The organism is Pimelobacter sp. 30-1, from assembly GCF_018831735.1.
In the GTDB taxonomy this organism is placed as follows: domain Bacteria; phylum Actinomycetota; class Actinomycetes; order Propionibacteriales; family Nocardioidaceae; genus Nocardioides.
Genome location: NZ_NHTS01000005.1, coordinates 442,450 through 467,030, shown reverse-complemented (window position 1 = coordinate 467,030; position 24,581 = coordinate 442,450). Strand labels below are relative to the sequence as shown.

The 24,581-nt window shown below is 73.0% G+C and carries 30 protein-coding genes; 20 read left to right on the top strand and 10 right to left on the bottom strand.

Annotated elements, in window-relative coordinates:
• Nucleotides 1-71 precede the first annotated feature (71 nt).
• Nucleotides 72-755 carry a heme oxygenase (biliverdin-producing) gene (locus tag CCO04_RS13705; RefSeq protein ID WP_215814684.1) on the top strand — a complete coding sequence of 228 codons (684 nt, stop codon included), beginning with the start codon at nt 72-74 and terminating at the stop codon, nt 753-755.
• Here the strand turns inward: CCO04_RS13705 and CCO04_RS13700 are convergent.
• Nucleotides 740-1,192, bottom strand: a complete 453-nt coding sequence (locus CCO04_RS13700; RefSeq protein ID WP_215814683.1) for an SRPBCC family protein — start codon at nt 1,190-1,192, stop codon at nt 740-742. The two genes, CCO04_RS13705 and CCO04_RS13700, sit on opposite strands and share 16 nt — an antisense overlap.
• Nucleotides 1,193-1,227: 35 nt before the next feature.
• On the opposite strand from CCO04_RS13700, the gene CCO04_RS13695 reads away from it, so the two are divergent.
• From CCO04_RS13695 to CCO04_RS13685, 3 genes are read left to right on the top strand one after another with little or no spacing between them, the layout of a single operon-like run.
• Entirely contained in the window at nt 1,228-1,611 is a 384-nt protein-coding gene (locus CCO04_RS13695; protein WP_215814682.1) for a MerR family transcriptional regulator, read from the top strand.
• Between the two features lie 34 nt (nt 1,612-1,645).
• Nucleotides 1,646-2,638 (top strand): aldo/keto reductase, encoded by a 993-nt coding sequence (locus CCO04_RS13690; RefSeq protein ID WP_215814681.1) that lies wholly within the window; start codon nt 1,646-1,648, stop codon nt 2,636-2,638.
• A gap of 20 nt (nt 2,639-2,658) precedes the next feature.
• A complete protein-coding gene (locus tag CCO04_RS13685) occupies nt 2,659-4,332 on the top strand; it encodes a phospho-sugar mutase (RefSeq protein ID WP_215814680.1) in 1,674 nt (557 codons plus the stop codon).
• 13 nt (nt 4,333-4,345) lie between these two features.
• Here CCO04_RS13685 and CCO04_RS29815 read toward each other — a convergent pair whose 3' ends face one another.
• Nucleotides 4,346-5,335 (bottom strand): FKBP-type peptidyl-prolyl cis-trans isomerase, encoded by a 990-nt coding sequence (locus CCO04_RS29815; protein ID WP_308281207.1) that lies wholly within the window; start codon nt 5,333-5,335, stop codon nt 4,346-4,348.
• Nucleotides 5,336-5,355: 20 nt separating this feature from the next.
• On the bottom strand, nt 5,356-5,967 hold the full coding sequence (locus CCO04_RS13675; RefSeq protein ID WP_215814679.1) for a hypothetical protein: 612 nt from the start codon (nt 5,965-5,967) through the stop codon (nt 5,356-5,358).
• 24 nt (nt 5,968-5,991) lie between these two features.
• Here CCO04_RS13675 and deoC point away from each other — a divergent pair, with 24 nt between their 5' ends.
• From deoC to CCO04_RS13655, 4 genes are read left to right on the top strand one after another with little or no spacing between them, the layout of a single operon-like run.
• Entirely contained in the window at nt 5,992-6,975 is a 984-nt protein-coding gene (gene deoC, locus CCO04_RS13670) for a deoxyribose-phosphate aldolase (RefSeq protein ID WP_215814678.1), read from the top strand.
• 11 nt (nt 6,976-6,986) lie between these two features.
• Nucleotides 6,987-8,423, top strand: a complete 1,437-nt coding sequence (locus tag CCO04_RS13665) for an aldehyde dehydrogenase family protein (RefSeq protein WP_215814677.1) — start codon at nt 6,987-6,989, stop codon at nt 8,421-8,423.
• Nucleotides 8,423-9,292: an aldehyde dehydrogenase family protein gene (locus CCO04_RS13660; protein ID WP_215814676.1), complete on the top strand. Its 870-nt coding sequence runs from the start codon at nt 8,423-8,425 to the stop codon at nt 9,290-9,292. The genes CCO04_RS13665 and CCO04_RS13660 overlap by 1 nt, the downstream gene beginning before the upstream one ends.
• A 25-nt stretch (nt 9,293-9,317) precedes the next feature.
• A complete protein-coding gene (locus tag CCO04_RS13655) occupies nt 9,318-9,863 on the top strand; it encodes a putative immunity protein (RefSeq protein WP_215814675.1) in 546 nt (181 codons plus the stop codon).
• 3 nt (nt 9,864-9,866) lie between these two features.
• Here the strand turns inward: CCO04_RS13655 and CCO04_RS13650 are convergent, their stop codons facing one another.
• Entirely contained in the window at nt 9,867-11,063 is a 1,197-nt protein-coding gene (locus tag CCO04_RS13650; RefSeq protein WP_215814674.1) for a dipeptidase, read from the bottom strand.
• Nucleotides 11,064-11,093: 30 nt separating this feature from the next.
• Here CCO04_RS13650 and CCO04_RS13645 point away from each other — a divergent pair, with 30 nt between their 5' ends.
• A complete protein-coding gene (locus CCO04_RS13645) occupies nt 11,094-11,732 on the top strand; it encodes an AAA family ATPase (protein WP_215814673.1) in 639 nt (212 codons plus the stop codon).
• The gene (locus CCO04_RS13640; RefSeq protein WP_215814672.1) at nt 11,716-12,243 is read left to right on the top strand and encodes a hypothetical protein; all 528 of its coding nucleotides are present in this window, start codon (nt 11,716-11,718) and stop codon (nt 12,241-12,243) included. The genes CCO04_RS13645 and CCO04_RS13640 overlap by 17 nt, the downstream gene beginning before the upstream one ends.
• On the opposite strand, the gene CCO04_RS13635 is transcribed toward CCO04_RS13640, so the two are convergent.
• On the bottom strand, nt 12,222-13,313 hold the full coding sequence (locus tag CCO04_RS13635) for an adenosine deaminase (RefSeq protein WP_215814671.1): 1,092 nt from the start codon (nt 13,311-13,313) through the stop codon (nt 12,222-12,224). The two genes, CCO04_RS13640 and CCO04_RS13635, sit on opposite strands and share 22 nt — an antisense overlap.
• Nucleotides 13,314-13,355: 42 nt before the next feature.
• Here CCO04_RS13635 and CCO04_RS13630 point away from each other — a divergent pair, with 42 nt between their 5' ends.
• The 6 genes from CCO04_RS13630 to CCO04_RS13605 all read left to right on the top strand — a co-directional run bounded on the left by CCO04_RS13630 (nt 13,356) and on the right by CCO04_RS13605 (nt 17,412).
• A complete protein-coding gene (locus tag CCO04_RS13630) occupies nt 13,356-13,808 on the top strand; it encodes a MaoC family dehydratase (RefSeq protein ID WP_215814670.1) in 453 nt (150 codons plus the stop codon).
• 87 nt (nt 13,809-13,895) lie between these two features.
• Complete coding sequence (locus CCO04_RS13625; RefSeq protein ID WP_215814669.1) at nt 13,896-15,068, top strand: CaiB/BaiF CoA-transferase family protein; 1,173 nt, start codon at nt 13,896-13,898, stop codon at nt 15,066-15,068.
• A gap of 56 nt (nt 15,069-15,124) precedes the next feature.
• A complete protein-coding gene (locus CCO04_RS13620; RefSeq protein WP_215814668.1) occupies nt 15,125-15,388 on the top strand; it encodes a hypothetical protein in 264 nt (87 codons plus the stop codon).
• A complete protein-coding gene (locus CCO04_RS13615; RefSeq protein WP_215814667.1) occupies nt 15,385-15,894 on the top strand; it encodes a hypothetical protein in 510 nt (169 codons plus the stop codon). Before CCO04_RS13620 ends, CCO04_RS13615 begins: the two co-directional genes overlap by 4 nt.
• 47 nt (nt 15,895-15,941) lie before the next feature.
• Complete coding sequence (locus tag CCO04_RS13610) at nt 15,942-16,472, top strand: SigE family RNA polymerase sigma factor (RefSeq protein WP_215814666.1); 531 nt, start codon at nt 15,942-15,944, stop codon at nt 16,470-16,472.
• Entirely contained in the window at nt 16,465-17,412 is a 948-nt protein-coding gene (locus CCO04_RS13605) for a hypothetical protein (RefSeq protein ID WP_215814665.1), read from the top strand. The genes CCO04_RS13610 and CCO04_RS13605 overlap by 8 nt, the downstream gene beginning before the upstream one ends.
• On the opposite strand, the gene CCO04_RS13600 is transcribed toward CCO04_RS13605, so the two are convergent.
• Complete coding sequence (locus CCO04_RS13600; protein WP_215814664.1) at nt 17,402-18,673, bottom strand: oxygenase MpaB family protein; 1,272 nt, start codon at nt 18,671-18,673, stop codon at nt 17,402-17,404. The two genes, CCO04_RS13605 and CCO04_RS13600, sit on opposite strands and share 11 nt — an antisense overlap.
• 111 nt (nt 18,674-18,784) lie before the next feature.
• Between CCO04_RS13600 and CCO04_RS13595 the strand changes: the two genes are divergently transcribed.
• Together CCO04_RS13595 and CCO04_RS13590 are read left to right on the top strand one after the other, a co-directional pair.
• Entirely contained in the window at nt 18,785-19,741 is a 957-nt protein-coding gene (locus CCO04_RS13595) for a diguanylate cyclase (RefSeq protein WP_215814663.1), read from the top strand.
• 30 nt (nt 19,742-19,771) lie between these two features.
• Complete coding sequence (locus CCO04_RS13590) at nt 19,772-20,377, top strand: TetR/AcrR family transcriptional regulator (RefSeq protein ID WP_215814662.1); 606 nt, start codon at nt 19,772-19,774, stop codon at nt 20,375-20,377.
• On the opposite strand, the gene CCO04_RS13585 is transcribed toward CCO04_RS13590, so the two are convergent.
• Genes CCO04_RS13585 through mca form a run of 3 tightly spaced genes read right to left on the bottom strand, consistent with a single transcriptional unit; the run spans nt 20,358 to nt 22,195 of the window.
• Nucleotides 20,358-21,002: a LysE family translocator gene (locus tag CCO04_RS13585; protein WP_215814661.1), complete on the bottom strand. Its 645-nt coding sequence runs from the start codon at nt 21,000-21,002 to the stop codon at nt 20,358-20,360. The genes CCO04_RS13590 and CCO04_RS13585 overlap by 20 nt on opposite strands.
• A gap of 35 nt (nt 21,003-21,037) precedes the next feature.
• Nucleotides 21,038-21,283, bottom strand: a complete 246-nt coding sequence (locus CCO04_RS13580) for a hypothetical protein (protein ID WP_215814660.1) — start codon at nt 21,281-21,283, stop codon at nt 21,038-21,040.
• A 12-nt stretch (nt 21,284-21,295) separates the two neighbouring features.
• A complete protein-coding gene (gene mca, locus CCO04_RS13575; protein ID WP_215814659.1) occupies nt 21,296-22,195 on the bottom strand; it encodes a mycothiol conjugate amidase Mca in 900 nt (299 codons plus the stop codon).
• Nucleotides 22,196-22,236: 41 nt separating this feature from the next.
• Between mca and CCO04_RS13570 the strand changes: the two genes are divergently transcribed.
• Nucleotides 22,237-22,647 (top strand): DUF4307 domain-containing protein, encoded by a 411-nt coding sequence (locus CCO04_RS13570; RefSeq protein ID WP_215814658.1) that lies wholly within the window; start codon nt 22,237-22,239, stop codon nt 22,645-22,647.
• A 60-nt stretch (nt 22,648-22,707) separates the two neighbouring features.
• Nucleotides 22,708-23,217 carry a transcription elongation factor GreA gene (greA, locus tag CCO04_RS13565; protein WP_215814657.1) on the top strand — a complete coding sequence of 170 codons (510 nt, stop codon included), beginning with the start codon at nt 22,708-22,710 and terminating at the stop codon, nt 23,215-23,217.
• Here greA and CCO04_RS13560 read toward each other — a convergent pair.
• Nucleotides 23,205-24,575, bottom strand: coding sequence for an AI-2E family transporter (locus CCO04_RS13560; RefSeq protein WP_308281206.1), 1,371 nt, complete (start codon nt 24,573-24,575; stop codon nt 23,205-23,207). The two genes, greA and CCO04_RS13560, sit on opposite strands and share 13 nt — an antisense overlap.
• Nucleotides 24,576-24,581: the final 6 nt, after the last annotated feature.

Here is a 24,581-nt window from a genome sequence, read left to right as displayed (position 1 = left end):
AAGATGTCGACATGTTTCTGACACTTGGTCAAGAAGCATTCTCCGCCCCCGATCTCCGAGGAGCCCGAGCCATGTCCGTGGCCACCACCGTCCGCGACGAGGACCTCACCCTCTCGACCGCCATGCGCGAGGGCTCGCGGTCCGAGCACGAGGCGGCCGAGGGCTCGACCTACATGGCCGAGCTGCTCGAGGGCCGCCTGACCACCGAGGCCTACGCCGCCCTCCTGCTGCGCCTGCGCCGCGTCTACGCCGCGATGGAGGACGTCGTCCGCGGGCGCGCCGACGCCCCCGCCGTCGCCGCCGTCCACGACGCCGCGCTCGAGCGCCTCGCCGCCATCGACGCCGACCTGCAGCACTGGGCGCCCGACACCGACCCGGCCACCGTGGTCTCCGCCGCCACCGACGCCTACGTCGCGCGCCTGCGCGCCGCGGCCGAGCGCGACGACCTGGGCGGCGCCCTGCTCGCCCACCACTACACCCGCTACCTGGGCGACCTGTCCGGCGGCCAGGCCATCGGCCGGATCCTCAGCCGCACCTACGGCCTGCCCGAGGGCGTCGGCGTCGCGTTCTACGACTTCGCCGAGATCCCGAAGCCCAAGCCCTACAAGGACGCCTACCGCGCCCGCCTCGACGGCCTGGACCTCTCCCCCGAGCAGGTCGCCGCGGTCGTCGACGAGGTCAAGGTCGCCTTCGCGCTCAACCAGGCCGTCTTCGACGAGCTCGGTCGCGACATCGAGCGCTACCGCGCCGCCTGACCCGAGATGTCCCGGAGTCGGGCGGCCAGTCCCGCCCGGCACCCGGCCATCATCCGCTGGTGGTTCCACACCAGCACCGCCCGCCCGGCGTACGACGCCAGGGCGAGCGCCCCGCGCACCGTCACCTCCTGGCGGAAGTCGAGCCGGGTCCCACCCGCGACCGGCACCAGGGTGAACCGCGCGAACCCCTCGAGGTCTCCGCTCACGGCGACCTCGACCACGGGCGGCGTACGGCTGACCGCGTCGAGGACCAGGTCGAGCGTGTACGGCAGCGCCGAGCGACACCGCACCCACGCCGTCTCGGGGCCCAGGCTGGCCACGGCCCGGACCTGCGGCCACCAGCGCGGGTACTCCGCGAGGTCGGTGAGCACGGCCGCCACTGTCTCCGGCGGCGCGGGCACCTCCCAGGTGTCGGTGAACTCGAACGAGCGGAGCATTCCTCCATCATGACCGCCGCGCCACACTGGGACCCATGCCGAGCACGGGACTCCCCATCGCCGAGGCCGCCACGACCCTCGGCCTCACCACCGACACGCTGCGCTACTACGAGAAGGACGGCCTGCTCCTGCGGCCGGTCCCCCGCGCCTCCGGCGGCCACCGCCGCTACGAGAACGACGACCTGCGCTGGATCGAGCTGGTCACCCGGCTGCGCTCGACCGGCATGCCCATCCGCGACGTACGCCGCTATGCCGACCTGGTCCGCGCCGGCACCGGCAACGAGGAGGACCGGCTCGCCCTCCTCCACGCGCACCGCGACCAGGTGCTGCGCCAGCTCGCCGAGGTGACCGCGCACCTCGCGGCCATCGAGCACAAGATCGATCTCTACACCGACTGCGTCCTGGAGCGCAGCGCTTGACCTGGAGCGCACTCCAAGCGGTTGGCTGTCCGTCATGACGAACTCGACCCGCACCCTCGGTACGACGTCCTCCCTCGCGGTCTCCGCCCTCGGCCTCGGCTGCATGGGCATGTCCGACTTCTACGGCACCCCCGACGAGGCCGGCGGCATCGCGACCATCCACCGCGCGCTCGACCTCGGGATCACCTTCCTCGACACCGCCGACATGTACGGCCCCTTCACCAACGAGCAGCTCGTCGGCAAGGCGATCGCCGGCCGGCGCGACGAGGTCCAGCTCGCGACCAAGTTCGGCGTCGACCGCGCGCCCGACGGCGAGCGGCGCGGCATCAACGGCAGCCCGGAGTACGTGCGCGCCGCCTGCGACGCCTCGCTCCAGCGGCTCGGGGTCGACCACATCGACCTCTACTACCAGCACCGCGTCGACCAGAACGTCCCCATCGAGGAGACCGTCGGCGCCATGAAGGAGCTCGTCGAGGCCGGCAAGGTGCGCCACCTCGGGCTGTCCGAGGCCTCGGCCGACACGATCCGCCGTGCCCACGCGGTGCACCCGATCACCGCGCTCCAGACGGAGTACTCGCTCTTCACCCGCGATCTCGAGGACGAGATCCTCCCGACCGTGCGCGAGCTCGGCATCGGACTGGTCCCGTACTCCCCGCTCGGGCGCGGCATCCTCACCGGCACCGTCGGCGCCGACGGCTTCGGGGCGGGCGACAGCCGCTCCTCGGCTTACTTCCCGCGGTTCCAGGGCGACAACCTCGCCACCAACCTCGGGCTCGTCGACCAGGTCCGCGCCCTCGCGGACCGGCACGGCTGCACGCCCGGCCAGCTCGCGCTCGCGTGGGTGCTCGCCCAGGGCGACGACGTGGCGCCGATCCCCGGCACCAAGCGGGTCGCCTACCTCGAGGAGAACGCCGGCGCCCGCGAGGTGACGCTCAGCGCCGAGGACCTCGCGGCCCTCGACGCGGCGGTCCCGCGCAACGCCGTCGCGGGCGAGCGCTACGGCGACATGAGCACCATCGACGGCTGACCGGCCGCTACCGTGTCCCGGTGACCACGCCTGACACCGACCTCCTCATCGCCCGCGCCCTGGCCTGGCGGGACGAGGATCCCGACGAGGACACCCGCGTCGAGCTCTCCGGCATCATCTCGGCCGTCGAGGACGGGCTGGACGAGGAGGCGAGGGCCGACCTGGCCGACCGGTTCCGCGGCACCCTCGAGTTCGGTACGGCGGGCCTGCGCGGCGCGCTCGGGGCCGGGCCCAACCGGATGAACCGGGTCGTCGTGATCCGGGCGGCGGCGGGCCTGGCGGCGTACCTCCTCGCGGAGGGGACGACGCCGGGCACCCCCGTCGTCATCGGGTACGACGCCCGCCACAACTCCGACGTGTTCGCCCGCGACACCGCGGAGGTGATGGCCGGCGCCGGGCTGGTGCCGCTCCTCCTCCCCCGGCCGCTGCCGACGCCGCTGCTGGCGTTCGCGATCCGCGAGCTCGGCTGCGCGGCCGGCGTCATGGTCACCGCGAGCCACAACCCGCCGCAGGACAACGGCTACAAGGTCTACCTCGGCGACGGCAGCCAGATCGTGCCGCCCGCCGACAGCGGCATCGCCGCCGCGATCGCGGCCGTCGGCTCGCTCGCCTCGGTGCCCCGGCCCACGCTGGAGACGACCTCGGGCCGGGTGCTGGACGACAGCATCGTCGACGCCTACCTCGACACCGTCGCCGGCGTGGCCGCCGACGGCCCGCGCGACCTCGCCATCGTCTACACGCCCCTGCACGGGGTCGGCGGCGGTGTGCTGCCGCTCGTCCTGGAGACCGCCGGCTTCGCCGCGCCGGCCGTGGTGACCGAGCAAGAGCTGCCCGACCCGGACTTCCCGACGGTCGCCTTCCCCAACCCCGAGGAGCCGGGCGCCATCGACCGCGCGATCGCCCTCGCCGAGAAGGTCCACGCCGATCTCGTCGTGGCCAACGACCCGGACGCGGACCGGTGCGCGGCCGCCGTACCGGGGCCGGAGGGGTGGCGGATGCTGCGCGGCGACGAGGTCGGCGCCCTGCTCGCCGACCACCTGCTGCGCACCGGCCGCACCGGCGTCTACGCGACCTCGATCGTGTCGTCGTCGCTGCTGGGCACGATGGCCGCCGCCCACGGGCAGCGGTACGCCGAGACGCTCACCGGCTTCAAGTGGATCGGCCGCCTGCACGAGCTGGTCTTCGGGTACGAGGAGGCGCTCGGCTACTGCGTCGACCCGGCCAACGTCGCCGACAAGGACGGCGTCTCCGCGGCCCTCCTGCTCTGCGAGATCGCCGCGCAGGCCAAGGCCGACGGCCGCTCACTGCTCGACCTGCTCGACGACATCGCCGTCACCTACGGCCTCCACGCCACCGACCAGCTGTCGGTCCGGGTCACCGACCTCGCCGAGATCGGCGCCGCCATGGGCCGCCTGCGCGACACTCCGCCGGCCACCCTCGGCGGCTCACCGGTCACCGCGGCCGACGACCTGAGCGCCGGATCGCCCGACCTGCCGCCCACCGACGGGCTGCGCTACCGGACCGCGGACGGCAGCCGGGTCGTCGTACGGCCGAGCGGGACCGAGCCCAAGCTCAAGTGCTACCTCGAGGTCGTCGTACCGGTGGCCGAGGGGGACGTCGCCACGGCGCGCGCCGAGGCCGCCACCCGGCTCACCGCGCTGCGCGCCGACATCGCGGCGGCCGCCGGGATCTAGGGCGCGCCGCGGGTCAGCTGATCGAGACCGCGTCGACGACGAAGACGAGGGTCTCGTTCGGCGCGACGCCGTTGCCGCCCTCGCCGTAGCCCAGGTCCGGCGGGACGACCAGCAGCCGCCGGGTGCCCTTCTGGACCCCGATCAGACCCTGGTTCCAGCCGTCGATGACCGGCGCGTTGCCCAGGTTCTCGAGCGGGAACGTCTGGCCGCGCGAGAACGAGCTGTCGAGCACCTGCTTGTTGGACCAGGTCACCAGGTGGTAGTTCGTCTCGACCGTGTCGCCCTCCTTGGCCGCCGGGCCGCTCCCCGCGACGAGGTCCTTGCTGAGCAGCGTGGTCGGCGGCGTGCAGTCGTCGGGGATGGTGATCGTCGGCGTCGCGCCGAACTCACCGGTGACCTCGATGTCGTCCACCGTGCACTCCTGCCCCGTGGCGGCCGGCGCCTCGTCCGACGGCGTGGTCGACGGAGCGGCCGACGTGTTGTCGGACGCCTTGTCGTCGCCGGAGTCGCCGCACGCGCTCAGGGCGAGCACCGACAGGGACACGAGGGCAGCGGCGGCGAGCCGGGCACGGGTCTGCATGGGGTGCAGCCTACGAACGGGGCGAAACCGTCGGCCCGCGAGGGCCAGCACGACGGTCGCGACGGCGAGCGCCCCGAGGAGCGTGAGCTCGGGCCACGCCCACCGCTGCCGCACCGCTTCGGGCTCGCCGAGCGTGCCCTCCGCCTGCCAGACCCGGTGCTGGATCTTGGTCTGGACCAGACCGCCGATCGACGTGTGGTCGCGGTCGGAGGCGTCGAATGCCGAGCCGAACCGCGCCAGGACGTCGACCGGGGAGCCGCCGCCGGTGCCGGCCCCCTCGCGCCGGAGCGAGCGCCGGGCGCGGCCCAGGCCGGTACCGAGGTACCGGCGGCCTCCGGCCTCGACCACGGTCACGTGCTCGACCCGGACCTCGGCGATCCGGCCGGAGGGGATCGTGGTGTCGCGCAGGCCGCGAGCAGCCACGGCGCGAGGCGAGCGAGCGCTCAGCCGACCAGCCTGAGCACGAGCGTCACGAGCGCCAGTCCCCCCAGCAGGGCGACCACGGGCCACGACCAGGTCGCCCGGACCGGGCCGGGGTCGGCGCCGAGGTCGCGGGCGTTGGCCGCGCGCCGCTGCACCTTGTCCTGGACGAGCCAGCCGATCGAGCGGCGCTCGTCGGGCGGGTCGGCGGCGAAGCCGGACTCGAAGCGGCCGTTGAGGTCCAGACCGGCGGTCCCGCCGCTGGTGCCGTCGCGCCGGATCATCCGCCGGCTCCGGCCGAAGCCCGCGCCGATGTACTTGTCGTCCTCGGTGTGGACGACGGTCATCTGGTCGATCTTGATCTCGGTGATCCGGGCATAGGGGATCCAGCGGTCCTTGAGGATGTTGCGCAGCTCGATCTCGTCGTCGTGGAGCACGAGTGCCGGACGCAGCAGGATCGCCCAGAGCAGGGCCGCGAAGAGCACGCAGAGCGCGATGAACCACGCCTGGTAGTCCGCGCCTCGGTCGAGGATGCCGTAGAGCGCGACGGCCGCCACGATGACCAGGCCGACCACGCCCGTGCCCCGCCCACCCGAGCTGTAGCGCTCGACCTTCTCGACACCTTCGTTCTGCACAGCAACCAACTCTATGCTGGGCAGATGCCGACCTCCGCCCCCACCGGTCCCGCACCGGGACTCGCGGCCTACGCCGACGTCACCACCAGCGACGCGACGCTGCGCCGGTTCCTCCACGGCCTGCCCGGCGTCGACCAGGTCGGAGCCGAGGCGCGTGCCGCCGGGCTCGGGACCCGCTCGATCAAGACCACCGCCAAGGCGTGGGCGCTCGACCTCGCGATCCGGATGGTCGACCTCACCACGCTCGAGGGTCAGGACACCCCCGGCAAGGTCCGCGCGCTCGCCAACAAGGCGCTGCGTCCCGACCCGGCCGACCCGTCCTGCCCGTCGGTCGCCGCCGTCTGCGTGTACGGCGACCTGGTCGGCGAGGTCAAGGCCATCGTCGGCGACGCGGTCAACGTGGCGGCCGTCGCGACGGCGTTCCCGAGCGGGCGGGCGTCGATGGACGTCAAGCTCGCCGACACGCGCGACGCGGTCGCCCAGGGGGCCGACGAGATCGACATGGTGATCGACCGCGGCGCCTTCCTGGCCGGGCACTACCTCCAGGTCTTCGACGAGATCGTCGCGACGCGCGAGGCCTGCGTCCGCCCCGACGGGTCGCACGCCCACCTCAAGGTGATCTTCGAGACCGGCGAGCTCCAGACCCTCGACAACGTACGACGCGCCTCGTGGCTGGCGATGCTGGCCGGCGCCGACTTCATCAAGACCTCCACCGGCAAGGTGCAGCCGGCCGCGACGCTGCCCGTCACGCTGGTGATGCTCGAGGCCGTGCGCGACTTCCGCGAGGCGACCGGCGTCCAGATCGGCGTCAAGCCGGCCGGTGGCATCCGCACCACCAAGGACGCGATCAAGTACCTGGTGATGGTCAACGAGATCGCCGGCGACGACTGGCTCGATCCCGACTGGTTCCGGTTCGGGGCCTCGACGCTGCTCAACGACCTGCTCATGCAGCGCACCAAGATGACCACCGGCCGCTACAGCGGTCCCGACTACTTCACCCTGGACTGAGGGATCACGACATGGGTTTCGAGTACGCACCGGCTCCGGAGTCGCGGAGCATCGTCGACATCAAGCCGTCCTACGGCCTCTTCATCGACGGTGAGTTCGTCGACGGCCGGGGTACGTCGTTCAAGACGATCAACCCGGCCACCGAGGAGACGCTCGCCGAGATCGCCGAGGCCTCCGACGCCGACGTCGACCTGGCCGTCAAGGCCGCCCGCCGCGCCTTCCGCGGCTGGTCGCGGATGTCGGGCAAGGAGCGGGCGAAGTACCTCTTCCGGATCGCCCGGATCCTCCAGGAGCGCGGCCGCGAGCTCGCCGTCCTCGAGTCGATCGACAACGGCAAGCCGATCAAGGAGAGCCGCGACGTCGACGTCCCGATCGTCGCCGCGCACTTCTTCTACTACGCCGGCTGGGCCGACAAGCTCGACCACGCCGGCCTCGGCCCGAACCCGCAACCGCTGGGCGTCGCGGGCCAGGTCATCCCGTGGAACTTCCCGCTGCTCATGCTGGCGTGGAAGGTCGCCCCGGCGCTGGCGTGCGGCAACACCGTCGTCCTCAAGCCGGCCGAGACCACGCCGCTGACGGCGCTGCTGTTCGCGGAGATCTGCCAGCAGGCCGACCTCCCGCCGGGCGTGGTCAACATCGTGACCGGGGCCGGCGCGACCGGTCAGGCCGTCGTCGGGCACCCCGACGTCGACAAGGTCGCGTTCACCGGCTCCACCGACGTCGGCAAGGCCATCGCCCGCGCGGTCGCCGGCACCGACAAGAAGGTCACCCTCGAGCTCGGCGGCAAGGCCGCCAACATCGTCTTCGACGACGCGGCCATCGACCAGGCGGTCGAGGGCATCGTGGGCGGCATCTTCTTCAACCAGGGCCACGTCTGCTGCGCCGGCTCGCGCCTGCTCGTCCAGGAGTCGGTGGCCGACGAGGTGCTCAGCCGGCTCAAGCGGCGCATGGGCACCCTGCGCGTGGGCGACCCGCTCGACAAGAACACCGACATCGGCGCGATCAACTCGCGCGAGCAGCTCGACCGGATCCGCGAGCTGTCCGAGATCGGCGAGGCCGAGGGCGCCGAGCGCTGGGCGCCCGCGTGCGACCTGCCCTCGTCCGGCTTCTGGTTCCCGCCGACGATCTTCACCGGCGTCACCCAGGCCCACCGGATCGCCCGCGAGGAGGTCTTCGGACCGGTCCTCTCGGTGCTCACCTTCCGCACCCCGGCCGAGGCGGTCGAGAAGGCCAACAACACGCCCTACGGCCTCTCCGCCGGCGTGTGGACCGAGAAGGGCTCGCGCATCCTGCACATGGCCTCGCAGCTGCGGGCCGGCGTGGTGTGGGCCAACACCTTCAACAAGTTCGACCCGGCCAGCCCGTTCGGTGGCTACAAGGAGTCCGGCTACGGCCGCGAGGGCGGCCGCCAGGGTCTCGCCGCGTACCTGAAGGGAGCGGACGCCTGATGGCGCGCATCGACGTACGGAAGACCTACAAGCTCTACATCGGCGGGGCCTTCCCCCGCTCGGAGTCGGGCCACTCCTACGAGGTCACCGACAGCAAGGGGAAGTTCGTGGCCAACGCCGCCCTCGCCTCCCGCAAGGACGTCCGCGACGCCGTGGTCGCCGCCCGCAAGGCCTTCGGGTCCTGGTCGGCGCGCACGGCCTACAACCGCGGCCAGATCGTCTACCGCATCGCCGAGGTCATGGAGGACCGGCGTCCCCAGTTCGAGGACGCCGTGCGCCAGTCCGAGGGCGTCTCCGCCGCCGCGGCCCGCGGCCAGGTGGACGCCGCCGTCGACCGCCTCGTCTGGTACGCCGGATGGGCCGACAAGCTCGCCCAGGTGATCGGCAACGCCAACCCGGTCGCCGGCCCGTTCTTCAACCACACCGCGCCCGAGCCGACCGGTGTCGTCGGCGTCCTGGCCCCCCAGGAGTCCTCGCTGCTCGGCCTGGTCTCCGTGGTCGCTCCGGTCATCGTGACCGGCAACGTCGCGGTGGTCGTGTCCTCCTACGAGCGCCCCCTCCCGGCGATCACGTTCTCCGAGGTGCTCGCCACCTCCGACGTGCCCGGCGGTGTGGTCAACATCCTCACCGGCGACGCGGCCACCCTCGGCCCGTGGCTCGCCGCCCACATGGACGTCAACGCGATCGACCTCGGCGGCGTCGCCGGCGACGACGAGCTGGCCACCTCGCTCGAGGTCGCGGCGGCCGACAACCTCAAGCGCGTACGCCGAGCGCCGGCCGAGGAGCCCGACTGGGCCGTCGAGCCCCAGCTGTCGGCGATGACCGCGTTCGTCGAGGCCAAGACGGTCTGGCACCCGATCGGGATCTGAGCCGGGTACGGCGGCGGCCGGGACGATGACCAGCACGGCGAGCGGCGGCGACTTCACGCTGACGCTCGACGAGCTCCGGGCCGTCGCCCGCTACGCCGCCGACGCGGCCACCGCGGTGCTGCCCGTCTTCACCGCGGCCTGCCCCGACGACCCGCGCCCGGGCGCGGCGCTCGACGCGGCCCGGGTCTTCGTCGACGGCGCGCCCCGGACCATGCTCCAGCGGGTCACGTCGCTCGACGCCCACCGGGCCGCCGCCGTCGCGCCCACCGAGACCGCCCGGCTCGCCGCCCAGGCCGCGGGCGACGCCGCCTCGGCGGCGTACCTGCACCCGATCGCGAAGTCCCACCAGGTGGGCCACATCCTGCGCGCGGCGGCCAACGCCGCCCGGATCGCCGAGCTCACCGCCGGCGACGATCCCGACGCCGGTCTCGCCGCGGTCGAGGCCGCGGCCGCCCGGGCGCGCGCGATGCCGGTCGTGGTCGACGTGCTGCGCCGCTATCCCCCGGCGCACGTCGGGCCGAGCCGGCCGGCGGTGCTCCTGGCCGCGCTCGACGCGGCGCTGCGCGCCTGAGGCCTACTCAGGCAGCGTCGCCCGCAGCACCCGCAGCGTGTTACCGCCCATGATCGCGGCGATCTCGGTGTCGTCGTACCCGCGGTCGACGAGCTCCTGGGTGATCGCGGCGAGGTGCGAGGTGTCCCAGCCGACCGTGGTCGCGCCGTCGTAGTCGCTGCCGAGCGCGGCGGTCTCGATGCCGCCGATCTTGACGACGTGGTCGATGGCGTCGACGACGGCCTGGGTGGTGAGGTCGCAGACCGCGGCGTCCCAGTAGCCGACGCCGACGACCCCACCGGTGGCGGCGACGCCGCGGATCTCCTCGTCGGTGAGGTTGCGGTTGACCTTGCAGGTGGCCTGGACGCCGCCGTGGCTGAGGACGACGGGCTTGGTCGCGAGGTCGAGCATCTCGGCGACCGCGTCGTGGCTCGCGTGGGCGATGTCGACGATGATGCCGCGGCGCTCCATCTCGGCGAGGACGCGGCGGCCGAGGTCGGTCAGGCCGCCCTTGTCGACGCCGTGCATGGAGCCGGCGACCTCGTTGTCGAAGAAGTGGGTGAAGCCGGCCATGCGCATGCCGGCGTCGTAGAGCTTGTCGAGGTTGTCGAAGTCGCCCTCGAGGTTCTGCAGGCCCTCGACCGAGAAGAGCGCGCCGGTGACCTTCTTGCCGTCCTCGCGGTCGGCGATCAGGCCGTCGACGTCCTCGCGGGTGCGGATCAGGCGCAGGGCGCCGTCGGAGTCCTCGGCGGCGTCGCGCAGCTTCTCGGCGTGGTAGAGCGAGCGCTGGAGCAGCGAGCGCCAGGTGCGCGGCGGCTGGAGCTGGGCGATGGTGAGGAGCGTGATGTTGTCGGTCTCGTCGGTGTTGCTGTCGTAGTTCTGGCCCTTGGGCGACTTCGACACCGACGAGAACACCTGGAGCGCGACATTGCCGTCCTCGAGCCGCGGCAGGTCCATGTGCCCACGGTCGGAGCGGTCGAGGATGTCGCGGTCCCACATGAGGGTGTCGGAGTGCATGTCGATGATCTCGAGCGAGTCGTGCAGCTCCTGGGTCGAGGCGCTGACCTCGGGCAGCTCGGCCGGATCGATCCGGTTCATGCCGTTCTCGACGATGCGCGGCGCGAACGTGAAGAAGCCGGCCGCACCGACCACGACGAGCGCGAGCAGCGACAGCAGCGTGATCTTGATCCAGCGGCGTCGCGGCCGCGTCCCCTCACCCATGCCGGGCAGGGTACGGCAGACTCGACCCCCATGACCTCCCGTGCCCGCGTGATCGTGCTCGCCGGCCCGTCCGGGTCGGGCAAGTCCCGGCTCGCCGAACGGCTGGCCAAGGCGTTCGGGTGGCCGACGCTGCGCCTGGACGACTTCTACCGCGACGGTGACGCGCCGGACCTCCCGCTCATCGAGGACGGCGCCAACGCGGGCCTCGTCGACTGGGACCACCCCGGCACGTGGAGCCACGAGGACGCCCTCGCCGCGCTCCGGTCGCTGTGCACGACGGGCGCGGCCGACGTCCCGGTCTACTCGATCTCCGAGAGCCGGCGCACCGGCAGCCAGCGGCTCGACCTCGGTGGGGCCACGAGGTTCTGCGCCGAGGGGATCTTCGCGGCCGAGATCGTCGAGGAGTGCCGCCAGGCGGGCATCCTCGCGGCGGCGTACTGCGTCACCCAGCACCCCGTCGTCACCTTCTGGCGCCGGCTCACCCGCGACCTGCGCGAGCACCGCAAGCCGCCCCTGGTCCTGGTCCGGCGCGGCCTCGCGCTGGCCCGCGTCCAGCGCCAGATCGTCCGACGGGCGGCCGCCGTGGGCTGCCGGGTGACCACCGGCGACCGGGCGTTCGCCGAGCTCAGCGACGGCGCTGCGGAGGGCGATCATGCGCTGGCCGGCTGACCTCGCCCCGGGCGCGCTGGGCCAGCCCGACGAGCGCAGCTGCGGCGCGGCCAGCGTCCTCGCCGCGCGCGCCGTGCTGAGCGAGTGGCGTCCCCGCAACGGCGACGGCGGCGCGGAGATCACCGAGGAGCACCGGCTCCTCACCTCCTCGCGCAGCGCCCGCGACCGCTTCCAGGTGCCGTGGCCCCGCGCCCTCGGGACGCCGCCGTGGGCGGTCGCCGACGCGCTGCGGGTGCTCTCGGGCCGGCCGGTCGCGACCGTCCACGCGCGCCCCCGCCCCGACCTCGCGTACGACGTCGTGCGCGAGCAGCTGCGCACCCGCCCGGTCGCGGTCTACCTCGGCAGCCGGCTGCTCCCCCGCCACGTGGTGCTCGCGGTCGGCGAGGTGGGCGACGGCATCCAGGTCTTCGACCCGTCCCGCGGCGCGCGCCTGATCCGGGTGCCCCGCGAGAACTGGGCGGGCCACCGGGTCGGGGTCGGGCGCTGGAACTACTTCTGGTTCGCCATCTGAGTGGCGTACCAGGGCTTGATGGTCTCGGTGATGAGCCGGTAGCGCTCGTCGTAGGGGATGAACGCCGACTTCATCGCGTTGACCGTCAGCCACTCCATCTCGGCCCAGCCGTAGCCGAACGCCTCGGTGAGCAGCGCGAACTCCTGGCTCAGCGAGGTCCGGCTCATCAGCCGGTTGTCGGTGTTGACGGTGACCCGGAAGCGCAGCGAGGCGAGCAGCTTGAGCGGGTGCTCGGCGATCGACGGCGCGGCGCCGGTCTGGACGTTGGACGACGGGCACATCTCGAGCGGGATCCGCTTGTCCCGCACGTACGACGCCAGCCGCCCCAGCCGCGCGACGCCGGCGTCGTCGACCTCGATGTCGTCGACGATCCGCACGCCGTGCCCGAGCCGGTCGGCGCCGCACCACTGCACGGCCTCCCAGATCGACGGCAGCCCGAAGCCCTCGCCGGCGTGGATGGTGAAGTGGGAGTTCTCGCGCTGGAGGTACTCGAAGGCGTCGATGAACCGGGTGGGCGGGTAGCCCGCCTCGGGGCCGGCGATGTCGAAGCCGGCGACGCCGCGGTCGCGCCAGGCGATGGCGAGCTCGGCGATCTCCATGGCCCGCGCGGCCTGGCGCATCGCGGTGAGCAGGTGGCGCACGATGATCCGGTCGCCGGCGGCGGCCATGCCCTCGGCGAAGCCCTGCTGGACGGCGGCGACGACCTCCTCGAGCTCGAGGCCGGACTCGACGTGGAGCTCGGGGGCGTAGCGGATCTCGGCGTAGACGACGCCGTCGGCGGCGAGGTCCTCGACGCACTCGCGGGCCACCCGGGTCAGCGCGGAGGCGGTCTGCATGACGCCGACCGTGTGCGCGAACGTCTCGAGGTAGCGCTCCAGCGAGCCCGAGTCGGCGGCCTCGGCGAACCAGGTCGCGAGCGCGTCGGCGTCGGTCTCGGGCAGCGCGTGCCCGACCTCCGCGGCGAGGTCGACGATGGTGGCGGGACGCAGCCCGCCGTCGAGGTGGTCGTGCAGCAGGACCTTGGGGGCCGCCCGCAGCAGGTCCTCCGGAAGGCCGCGTGTAGGTTCCATGACCGCAAACTTAGCCGGGCCTCACCACATCAGGAGCAGAACATGCGGGTGTTCACCACCTTCGACGAGCTGATCGCCGCCACCGGGGAAACCCTGGGCACGAGCGACTGGGTCGAGATCACCCAGGAGCGGGTCAACCAGTTCGCCGAGGCGACCGGGGACCACCAGTGGATCCACGTCGACGTCGAGCGCGCCAAGGAGGGTCCGTTCGGCGGCACGATCGCGCACGGCTACCTCACGCTGTCGCTGGTCCCGTGGCTCGGCGAGTCGATCTTCAGCCTGGAGACGCCCGGCGCCAAGCTCAACTACGGCGTCAACAAGGTCCGCTTCCCGAACCCGGTGCTGGTCGGCAAGCGGATCCGGCTGACCGTCGCCGTCGGCGAGGTCACCGAGCTCGCCAGCGGCTACCAGGTCACCCTGCGGCACACGATCGACATCGAGGACGAGGCCAAGCCGGCCGCCGTCGCCGAGACCGTGGTGCTGCTGCTCCCGTAGGGTCACCCCTGGTCCCTAGGTCTCCCCTCGGCCGTTTGGCAACCCCTGCCATGTTCCGGCCCTCGGATGGGCACCTACTGTGGCCGCATGTCTGCCCCGCTCTCCGATGTCCTCGTCCTCGACCTGACGCGCGCGCTCGCCGGCCCCCATGCGGCGATGATGCTCGGCGACCTCGGGGCGCGGGTGATCAAGGTGGAGAGCCCCACCGGCGACGACACCCGCAGCTGGGGGCCGCCGTTCATGGACCCCACGGAGGGTGAGCGGGAGTCGACGTACTTCCTCTCGGCCAACCGCAACAAGGAGTCGATCACCCTCAACCTCAAGGACGCCGCCGACCAGGAGGTGCTCGCGCGCCTGGTCGCCAAGGCCGACGTGCTGATGGAGAACTTCCGGGTCGGCGTCCTGGACCGGCTCGGCTTCCCGATCGAGCGGCTCCACGAGATCAACCCGCGGCTGATCGTCCTGCAGATCACCGGCTTCGGCCACGACGGCCCCGAGGCGCAGCGCTCGGGCTTCGACCAGATCGCCCAGGGCGAGGGCGGCCTGATGTCGCTGACCGGCCTGAGCGAGCCGACCAAGGTCGGCGTCCCGATCGCGGACCTGCTCGCCGGCATGAACGGCGCCTACGGCGTCGTCTCGGCGCTCTACGAGCGCGAGCGCACCGGCCGCGGCCGGGTCGTGCACACCTCGCTGCTGGCCGGCATGGTCGGCGTCCACGCCTTCCAGGGCACCAAGTGGACCGTGGCCAAGGAGGTCCCCGGCCTGGCCGGCGGCCACCACCCGTCGATCGCGCCCTACGGCATGTTCGCGACCAAGTCCGCGCCCGTGCAGATCGCCTGCGGCTCCGAGAAGCTCTGGCAGACCTTCGCCACCGCGTTCGGCATCGACCCGGCGCTCGAGGGCTTCGCCACCAACCCCGAGCGGGTCACCCGCCGCGACGAGACCATCGCGCTGGTCGAGGGCGTGCTCGCCGACCTCACCGCCGAGGAGGCGCTCGCCAAGCTCGACGCGGCCGGCGTCCCGGCCGGTAAGGTGCGCACCCTCGACGACGTCTACAGCTGGGACCAGACCCTCTCCCAGGGCCTGCTCATCGACGTCGAGCACGCCACCCTCGGCAAGGTCCAGCTGCCCGGGCCGGCGCTGCGCTTCGACGACAACGCGTACGCCGGCGGCCGCGAGGCCCACGACGCGCCCCCGACGCTGGGCCAGCACAACGACTCCGTGCGGGCCTGGCTCGACGGCGAGGACGCGACCGCCTGAGCCCGGTTCGTCAACGCAGGGTTGACATCTCCTCGGCGTCAACCGATCATTGACGCATGCAGTCTCCTGTCAACGCGGCCACCCTCGGACCCGTCATCGCCGGCCTCGCGCTGGTCACCATCAGCCGCAGCCTGGACGGCTTCGCCCAGGGCCTGTGCATCGGCGCCGGGATCGCGCTGATCCTCGGCGGCGTCGCCCTGCTCTCGGCCCACCAGCGGCGTTCGCGCCCGGGTCGGGGCAACGGCGAGGGGGGCGAGGGAGGCGAGCGCGGCGGCGACGGCATGTGGCTGCCCAGTCGCGACGAGGACCCGCGGCCGTGAGCGTGGGCGACCTCGCCGGCACCCTCGGCGAGGCGATCCTGGCCGACGTCGACCCCGACGACCGGCTCGCGCTCGTGCGCCGTACGGCGGAGGCGGACCAGGTCACCGGCGAGCTGCTCCAGCAGGCGGTCCACGCGGCCCGCGCCGGGGGCCACAGCTGGTCGGCGATCGGCACCACCCTCGGGCTGACCCGGCAGGCCGCGCAGCAGCGCTTCGGGCGCACCAGCGAGATCCCCCCGTCGGCCGAGGAGCGCTGGCTCGGCCCGGTCACCGCCTTCGACGAGATGCGTGAGCTCGAGATCGCGGGCCGGCTGGGCTGGCGCACGGTCGAGGCCGGACTGCTCCGCCACCGGATGGTCCGCACCCCCACCCGCTGGGAGCACAAGCGCGTGCTGTGGACCGGCGGCCTGGGCCGGCACGAGCGCGACGGCTGGCAGGTCGGCTGCCGGGCGTTCCCCTGGGTCTACCTGGTCCGCGACACCGGAGAGCCCGCGCAGACCGCCTGACAACCATCCGGGTCCACCACCCCGTCCTGCTCTTCGGAGGTGGAGGAATGCGCGAGGCTGTCCCGGTGCTCACCGGCGACCCGACCCGTGGTGGTGGGGCGCCGGCGTTCGAGGAGTACGTCGCCGCCCGCGGCACAGCGCTCTGGCGCAGTGCCTGGCTGCTGACCGGCGACCGGCACAAGGCCGAGGACCTAGTCCAGACGGCGCTGCTGAAGTGCTGGCGGCGCTGGGACCGGATCGACGACGCGGCCGCCGTCGAGGCGTACGTGCGCCGGACGATGGTCACGACGTACACCGACTGGTGGCGGCGGCGCTGGAACGGCGAGCTGCCCACGACCGAGCTGCCCGACGAGCCCGACCGCACGCCCGACCCCGGGGTGCGCCAGGACGTCCTGGTCGCGCTGGCCCGGCTGCCCCGCGGCCAGCGGGCCGTGGTCGTGCTGCGCTACTTCGACGACCTGACCGAGGCGCAGACCGCGACCGCGCTCGGGATCAGCGTCGGGACCGTCAAGAGCCAGACCTCGCGCGCCCTGCGCACCCTCCGCGAGTCCGGACTGCTGGAGGAGAGCGATGACTGAGAACCTGCACGACCTGCTGACCCGCGCCGTCCCCGACGACGCACCCGTCTTCGAGCCGCACGCCCTGGCCGCGGCCGCCCGGCGGCGCCGTGCCCGGGGCCGCGCCGCCGGAGCCGGCCTCGCCGCGGCGGTCCTCGCCGTGGGCGCGGTCGTCGCGATCACCGCACCCGGCGGGGACGACGGCGCGCCGGTGGCCCGCGAGCCCGACCCGTACGCCGCGACCGCGTGCCCGGCCGCGATCCGGATGCCGACGACCACCCCCGAGCTGCCCGGCACCGACGGCCTGGCCGGCGTGCGCCTGTGCACGGACCCGCCCGGCCCGCCGGCGGACGCGCTCGTCGAGCCGGACCGGCTCACCGCACGCCTCGCCGCCCTGCCCGACTTCGACCCGGGCCGGTGCGCCGCCATCGACTTCGTCCCGCTCCAGCAGGTGCTGCGCTTCTCGTACGCCGACGGCGCGAGCGTCGAGGTCCCGGCCGCGATGTGCGCGCCGGCCGACGTGGGCGGCCGCCAGGTCGACGGCGGCGACCTGGCCGGCGCCTTCCTCGACGCCCTCGCCGAGCAGCGGGACGCGCTGGGCGCGACCCGGCCCTATGCGGGGACCTTCGACTGCGCGGCCTTCCCGGCAGCGAGCCCGGCCCGGCCGGGCCACGAGAAGATCACCTCGGGCGCGGTGTGCCGCGGCTTCGGCGACAAGCCGGCCGAGCCGCTCACCGACGCGCAGGTGCGCCAGGTCGCCGAGGCCTGGTCCCGCCCCGGGCCGTTGATGCTGGCCAAGTGCACCCCGCGCGACGAGCCGCTCTCGCTGCTGCTCGGCACCGACCGGGGCGACGTCGTCCAGGTCCAGGACGGGTGCACGACGCTGACCTGGAACGGCCGCAGCGAGGACCAGAGCGCCTCGCTGCCGGTGTCGATGAGCGACCTCGGGCTCACGCCCTGAGCTCGCCGACGTCCTCCTGGTCCCCCTGGAAGTAGGTGTCCAGCAACCACTGGGCCCGGCGGCCACCCCACGCGGCCAAGCGGTCGCGGCCGCCGGGCAGGTGGCACAGGACGCGGTAACGCAGGGTGTTGAGGCCGACCAGGTAGGCGTGCGCCCACGGCGGGCGCATCGGGAGGCCGAACTCGCGCATGCTCTCGGCGCCGAGGAAGACGGTGAGCATCGAGAGCAGCCGCTCGCGCTCGTAGCGGGCACGCAGCGCCTGGAGCGGCCCGGGCCAGCCGGGGTAGCGGCGCAGCGCCTGGGCGTCGACCACGGCCCGGGCGAGCTGAGGACCGGCGTCGGTCATCGGGCCCTGGGCGAGGAGCACGTGGTAGTCGATCCGGTGCCGCTCCCACTCGTCGTCGACGAGGAAGTCGGCGTGCACGCCCATCAGCCAGCCGACGTACTTCCACAGGTGCATGAGGGCCCGCGAGTCCGCCGACGACACCGGTACGCCGAGCGCCCGCGAGCCGATGATGAGCACGCCGTCGAAGAGCCCGAGCGTCGAGGCCTGGTCGGCCTGGTTGATGGGCAGGCCCCACTGCGCGGTGTCCCAGGTGTCCTCGAAGGCGTGGTTGACCAGCGCGTGCATGAGCCGCACGTGGACGGTCAGCCGCCAGCCCTCCCCCGGCGCCTGCCCGGCGCGGGGCGGCAGCAGCGAGCCGGGGTCGGTCAGGCTGGCGCCCCACTTCTGGGTCTCGGCGAGCCGGCGCAGGGTCTGCCCGCCGGTCAGGCCGCCGGTCGCGACGAGCAGGTCGGTCGGCCCACCGAAGCGGTAGCCGCCGACCAGCGAGAGCTGGAGGAGCACGTCCTGGGCGTTCTGGCCCAGCCGGCGGAAGACCCGGGCGCCCTCCTCAACCAGGTCGCGGTCGAGCCAGTCGGGGTCGGTCTCGAGCTCCTCGAAGAACGCGCGGAGCGCCGGCGGGGCGTCCGCGACGGCGTCCAGGCCGCCCTCGAGCGCCTGGCGGAACTGGTCCATCCGGACCCGGCCGTCGGCCCCGGCTCGCAACCGGATCGCGTCCGCGAGCCGTCCACCGAGCTCGTCGCGCTCGAGCATCGCCCGCCCGATCCGGTCGAGCAGTGCCTCGTCGACGCCCTTGACCCGGCCGACCAGCTTGAGCGGCCGCCCGAGGCGGCGGTTGCGCTCACCACCCGCGCGGAACCGGGTCGGGTAGGGCCGCTCGCTCAGGTCGCCGGCCGCCGGGGCCACGTCGGTGCTCATGGCTCCATGATGACGCGAGCGATTACTCGCATTCAACTCGCGAATGTCCCCGCGCCCCCTGCCGATGGAGGAGTGGAATGATGGGCCTCGTCACCGAGGGAGGAGCGGGACGTGACCGACACCGCAGGACTGGAGCGACTGCTCCTCGCCGTCCAGGAGCTCTCGCTGGCCGCGGATCTCCCCGCCGTCCAGCAGGTCGTGCGCACGGCCGCGCGCGAGCTCGCCGCGTGCGACGGCGCGACCTTCGTGCTCCGCGACGGCGAGCAGTGCTACTACGCCGACGAGGACGCGATCGAGCCGCTCTGGAAGGGCCACCGCTTCCCGCTCACCGCGTGCATCAGCGGCTGGGCGATGCTCCACCGCACGCCCGTCATCGTCCCGGACATCTACGCCGACGACCGGATCCCCCACGACGCCTACCGCCCGACGTTCGTCAAGAGCCTGGTGATGGTGCCGGTGCGCACGCTCGACCCGATCGCGGCGATCGGCGCCTACTGGGCCACCCACCACACCGCGACCGACGGCGAGGTCGCGCTCCTCCAGGGCCTGGCCAACGCCGCCTCGGTCGCTCTCGACAAGCTCGCCGTGCACACCCAGCTCGCCTCCGCCGTCGCGCTGCGCGAGGCGACCCACCAGCTCGCCACCACCGACGAGCTCACCGGGCTGTGGAACCGCCGCGGCTTCTTCGAGCAGGCCCGGATCCGCTTCCCCGCCGCCGGCACCGTCGCCGCGGTCGGCTTCGTCGACCTCGACGGCCTCAAGGTGGTCAACGACACCGACGGCCACAGCGCCGGCGACGCCCTCCTGCGCCGCCTCGCCACCGCCCTCACCACGAGCCTGCGCGAGACCGACGTCGTGGCCCGGATCGGCGGCGACGAGTTCGCCGTCTTCAGCCCCGGCTTCGGCCCCGACGAACTGCACACCCGCCTGGCCGGCGCGGTCGGCCGCCGGGCCAGCGTCGGCACCGCACCGGTCGCCGGGATCGACCTGGTCGCCGAGGCGCTGCTCGAGGCCGACGCCCGGATGTACGACGCCAAGCGCCGCCTGCTCACCGAGCGGACCGCCTGAGCGGGACGGGCGTCCCCTAGAGTCCCTCTCGTGCGCAAGGCTCCCCAGCAGGCCCGGTCCCGGGAGATGGTGGAGCGGATCGTCAACGCCGGCCGCGGCGTCCTCGTCGACCACGGCTACGACGCCTTCAGCACCAACCGGGTCGCGACCGCCGCCGGGATCAGCCCCGGCTCGCTCTACCAGTACTTCCCCGACAAGACCGCGATCCTCGACGTCGTCATCGACCGCTACTGGGAAGAGGTCGCCGAGCGGGTCGCGGCCTCGCTCTCGGACCGGATCGCCGACTTCGGCCCGGGCATGGTCCGGGCCACCGCCGACGCCCTGCTGAGCGCGCTCGAGGCCGACCGCGAGCTGCTCCGGGTGGTCGCCGAGGAGCTGCCGATCCACCGCAGCAAGGAGCGCCGCGCCGCGCTGGAGCGCCGGGTCCGCGAGCTCGCGGCGACCTACCTCGCCGTCCGCGCCGACAGCACCCGCCGGCCCGACCCGGCGACGGCGGCGTGGGTCGTGGTCCTCGCGGTCGAGAACCTCGCCATGCGCTGGGTCCTCGACCAGCCGGCCGCGGTGAGCCGGGCGGCCCTGCTCGACGAGATGGTGGCGCTCGTCGGGGGCTACCTGCTCAGTCCGGACGCCCCGTGAGGGCCATGCCCACACCGAGCCCGACCATCGACGTACCGCCGATCGCACCGAGCACGCTGCCGCGCCGCTCCGAGGCGACGAACCAATCCCGGGCCCGGCCGGCGGCCAGCGCCCAGGTCGAGTCGCAGAGCTGACCGAGAGTCACCGCGACGCAGCCGAGCACGAACATCTGCACCGGAACCGCGGCCGCGGCCGCGTCGCGGTGCACGAACGGCGGCAGCAGGGCGGCGAACATCATGAACCCCTTGGGGTTGCTCACCCCGACGACGAAGCCCTGGCGCAGCGCCTTCCAGCCGGTCACCGGCGCCCGGGCGTCGCCGGCCCCGAAGCGCATCTCGTGCCGGTGCCGGAAGGCCTGGATCCCGAGCCAGACCAGGTACGCCGCACCGGCCAGCTTGATCACGGTGAACACCAGGATCGACTCGGCCACGATCGCGCCCAGGCCCAGGCAGACCAGGGCCATCACGACGAACAGCCCGAGGGTGTTGCCGAGGACGCTGGTCAGCGCGACCCGCTGGCCGTAGGAGACCGCGCGGCCGATCACGAAGACCACGCTGGGGCCCGGGATCACGATGATGACGAGCGCAGCCAGGCCGAAGCCCAGCAGCTGGTCGATCCCGACCATGGCTCCTCCTTCGAGGAGCCGTCGTGCTGCGGCGACTACTTGTCGTCGGCGCCCGGCTCCTGCGTGGTGTCGGCAGGCTGGTCACCATACATCCCGGCGTCCTTGGCACGCCCGGCATTACGCAGGCTGCGGGTCAGCGCCCAGCCGATCACCGCGACCGCGACGATGAGCGCCACGAACACGACGAAGCCGGTCCAGCCGGCGACGACGTCGTTGTCCTCGGGCTTCTTGTCCTCGGCGGCGAGGAGCGCGTGGACGGCGGTGACGGCGACGGCGTGCATGCGCCCAGTGTGTCAGGCGTCCGCGCTGACCCCGGCGAAGAGGTCGTCCTCGGGCACCGCCGACGGGACGTGGCTCACGACGAGCTCGTAGTCCTCGGTCGGCCAGACCTCCTGCTGGAGCTCGCGCGGGATCGCGAACCAGAACCCGTCGGGGTCGATCTGGGTCGCGTGGGCCAGCAGCGCCTGGTCACGGACGCCGAAGAAGTCAGCGCACGGCACCCGCGTGGTGATCCGGGCGTCCCACTCGGGCTCGGGCTTCCACTCCTTGAGCCGCTCCTCCCACGGCGACTCCAGGCCGTGGGCGAGCATCGCCTCGTGCAGCGCCTCCATGCGGGGCCGGTTGAACGAGTGGTGGTAGTAGAGCTTGAGCGGCTGCCACGGCTCCCCCGCGTCGGGGAACCTCTCGGGGTCGCCGGCCGCCTCGAACGCGGCCACGCTCACCTCGTGGCAGCGGATGTGGTCGGGGTGCGGGTAGCCGCCGCGCTCGTCGTACGTCGTCATGACGTGGGGGCGGAACTCGCGCACCTGACGCACGAGCCGCTCGGTCGCCTCCTCGAGCGGCACCAGCCCGAAGCAGCCCTCGGGCAGCGGCGGCTTGGGGTCACCGTCGGGCCACCCGGAGTCGACGAAGCCCAGCCAGGACTGGCTGATCCCGAGGATGTCGCGGGCCCGCTCCATCTCCTGGCGGCGCACCTCGGTGATGTTGGCGAGGATGTCGGGGCGGTCCATCTTGGGGTTGAGGATCGAGCCCCGCTCACCGCCGGTGCACGTGACGACGCGGACGTCGGCGCCCGCGGCGACGTACATGGCCGTCGAGGCGGCGCCCTTGCTCGACTCGTCGTCGGGGTGGGCGTGGACGTGCATCAGGCGCAGTCCCGAGCGGTCGGGGACGGGCGCGTGCGTGGTGGGCATGCGGACCATCGTAGGAACATGTCGCGTGGGACGATGAACCGGTGAGCTCCACCCCCGATTCCCTGGCCCAGCGTTACGGCACCTCGTCGCGCGCACGGCGTACCGCGGTGATCGCGGTCTCCGTCGTCGTCGCGGTCTCCTTCCTCGGCTGGCTGCTGTGGGCGATGCTGTTCCACGCCAACCCGGCGGTGTCCTCCGAGGAGATCGGCCACGAGGTCGTCGACGACCACACGGCCACGATCCGGGTCCGGATCTCCTACGGCGACGGCCCGGTCGACGCGACCTGCCAGGCCCGCGCGATCTCCCACGACAAGGCCGTGGTCGGCGAGCAGACGTTCACGCCGACCGTCGCCGACGGGGGCATCGAGGAGATCACCGTGCGGACCGAGCGGCGCGCCACGACGGTCGAGTGGATCGGCTGCAAAGCACCCGATCAACCCCGTTATCGGTAAGGTTGAGGTTTCTGTACCGACACCGGTACGCGACGAGACGAGCAGTTTCAGGAGCAACCCATGACGCAGACGGACCAGAGCGGCGGCCAGAACACCATCTGGCTGACCCAGGACGCCTACGACAAGCTGAAGGCCGAGCTGGAGCACCTCCAGGGGCCCCGGCGCGCCGAGATCGTGGCCGAGATCAGTGCCGCGCGTGACGAGGGCGACCTGAAGGAGAACGGCGGCTACCACGCCGCGCGCGAGGAGCAGGGCAAGAACGAGGCCCGCATCATCCAGCTCAAGGACATGCTGCGCCGCGCCGAGGTCGGCGAGACGCCCCCCGACGACGGTGTCGTCGAGCCGGGCATGGTCGTCACCTACAAGTTCGAGGGCGATGACGACGACGAGGCGGAGTCGTTCCTCCTCGGCGCGCGCGAGATCGACCCCGAGGGACTGACCGTCTACTCGCCGCAGTCGCCGCTCGGCCAGGCCATCAACGGCCGGAGCAAGGGCGAGACCGTGACCTACGAGGTCAACGGCAAGCAGCAGACCGTGATCATCCTGGACGCCAAGCCCTACGTGGCCTGAGCCTCCACCTCCGAGCCGCCGGTCTCCCCCGTGGGGGCCGGCGGCTCGGACATTTCGGCCAGGTGCAGGACCACGGCGTTGGCGGCCGCGGCCAGCGGTACGGCGACGAGCGCGCCCGCCACGCCGGCCACCAGCACGCCGCAGGCGATCGCGAAGATCACGCCGAGCGGGTGCAGCGAGACCCAGCGGCCGAGCAGGAACGGCTGGAGCACGTGGCCCTCGAGCTGCTGCACGCCGATCACGACCGCGAGCATGAGCAGTGCCGTCACCGGCCCCTGGTCGACGAGCGCGACCAGGATGGCGACGCTGCCCGCGACGGTCGCACCGATCATCGGCACGAACGCGCCCAGGAACACCAGCACGCCGATCGCCAGCACGAACGGCACGTTGAGGATGGCCGCACCCACGGCGATGCCGATGGCGTCGACCAGGGCCACGAGGACCGTGGCCCGGACGAACTGCACGAGCGAGATCCAGGCGACCCGGCCCGAGCTGTCGACCCGCTGACGCGCCGCGCGGGGCGCGATCCGGACCACCCAGGACCAGATCCGCTCGCCGTCGGCGAGGAAGAAGTACGTCGAGAAGACCGCGATGAAGAAGCCGGCCAGGACATGGCCCAGCGCGGTGCCCACCTCGGAGACCTGGGTGATCACCTCGCCGTCCTGGGAGCGCTTGCGGATCATCTCCTGGACGCTGGAGATGTAGTCGTTGATCTGCGAGTCGCTGGCGTGCAGCGGCCCGTCGCGCAGCCAGTTGCGGATCTCCTGCAGGCCCTGCACCGTCGAGTCCGCGAGGTCGGTCGCGCCGGCGGCGACCTGCTGGCCGGCGAAGGTGAGCAGCGCGCCCACGACCGCGAAGCCGGTGATCACGACGAGCAGCGCCGAGAGCCCCCGCGGTACGCCGATCCGGGTCACCGCCTGCACGAACGGCGCCGCCAGCGCGCTGATGAGCAGCGCCACCGCGACCGGGATGGTGACGACCGCGAAGTAGCCGATCAGCCAGACGAGCAGGTAGCCCGCGCCGGCGATGAGCAGCAGCCGCCAGGCCCACCCGGCCGCCAGGTCGAGGCCGAACGGCACCTCGGCGCGACGCAGGTTGGACGGTCCGGTCGCGAAGCCGGGCGGCTCGCTGCGCCGGCCCTCGCGCTCCTCGCGGGCCAGCGCCCACTGGTGCGCGAAGCGCCGGAAGAGCCGCTCGTCGCGCTCGTCGGGGCTGGGGCCGAGCGGCGCCTCGTCGGCGTCCTCGACCATCTGCTCGGCGGTCTCCTCCGGCGTCGGCCGCTCGGCGTCGGGCTCGGCGTCGGGCTCGGTGCCGTCCTTCGTGTCGTGCTCGGGCTCGGTCGGTCCGTCGCTGGTCACCAGGTC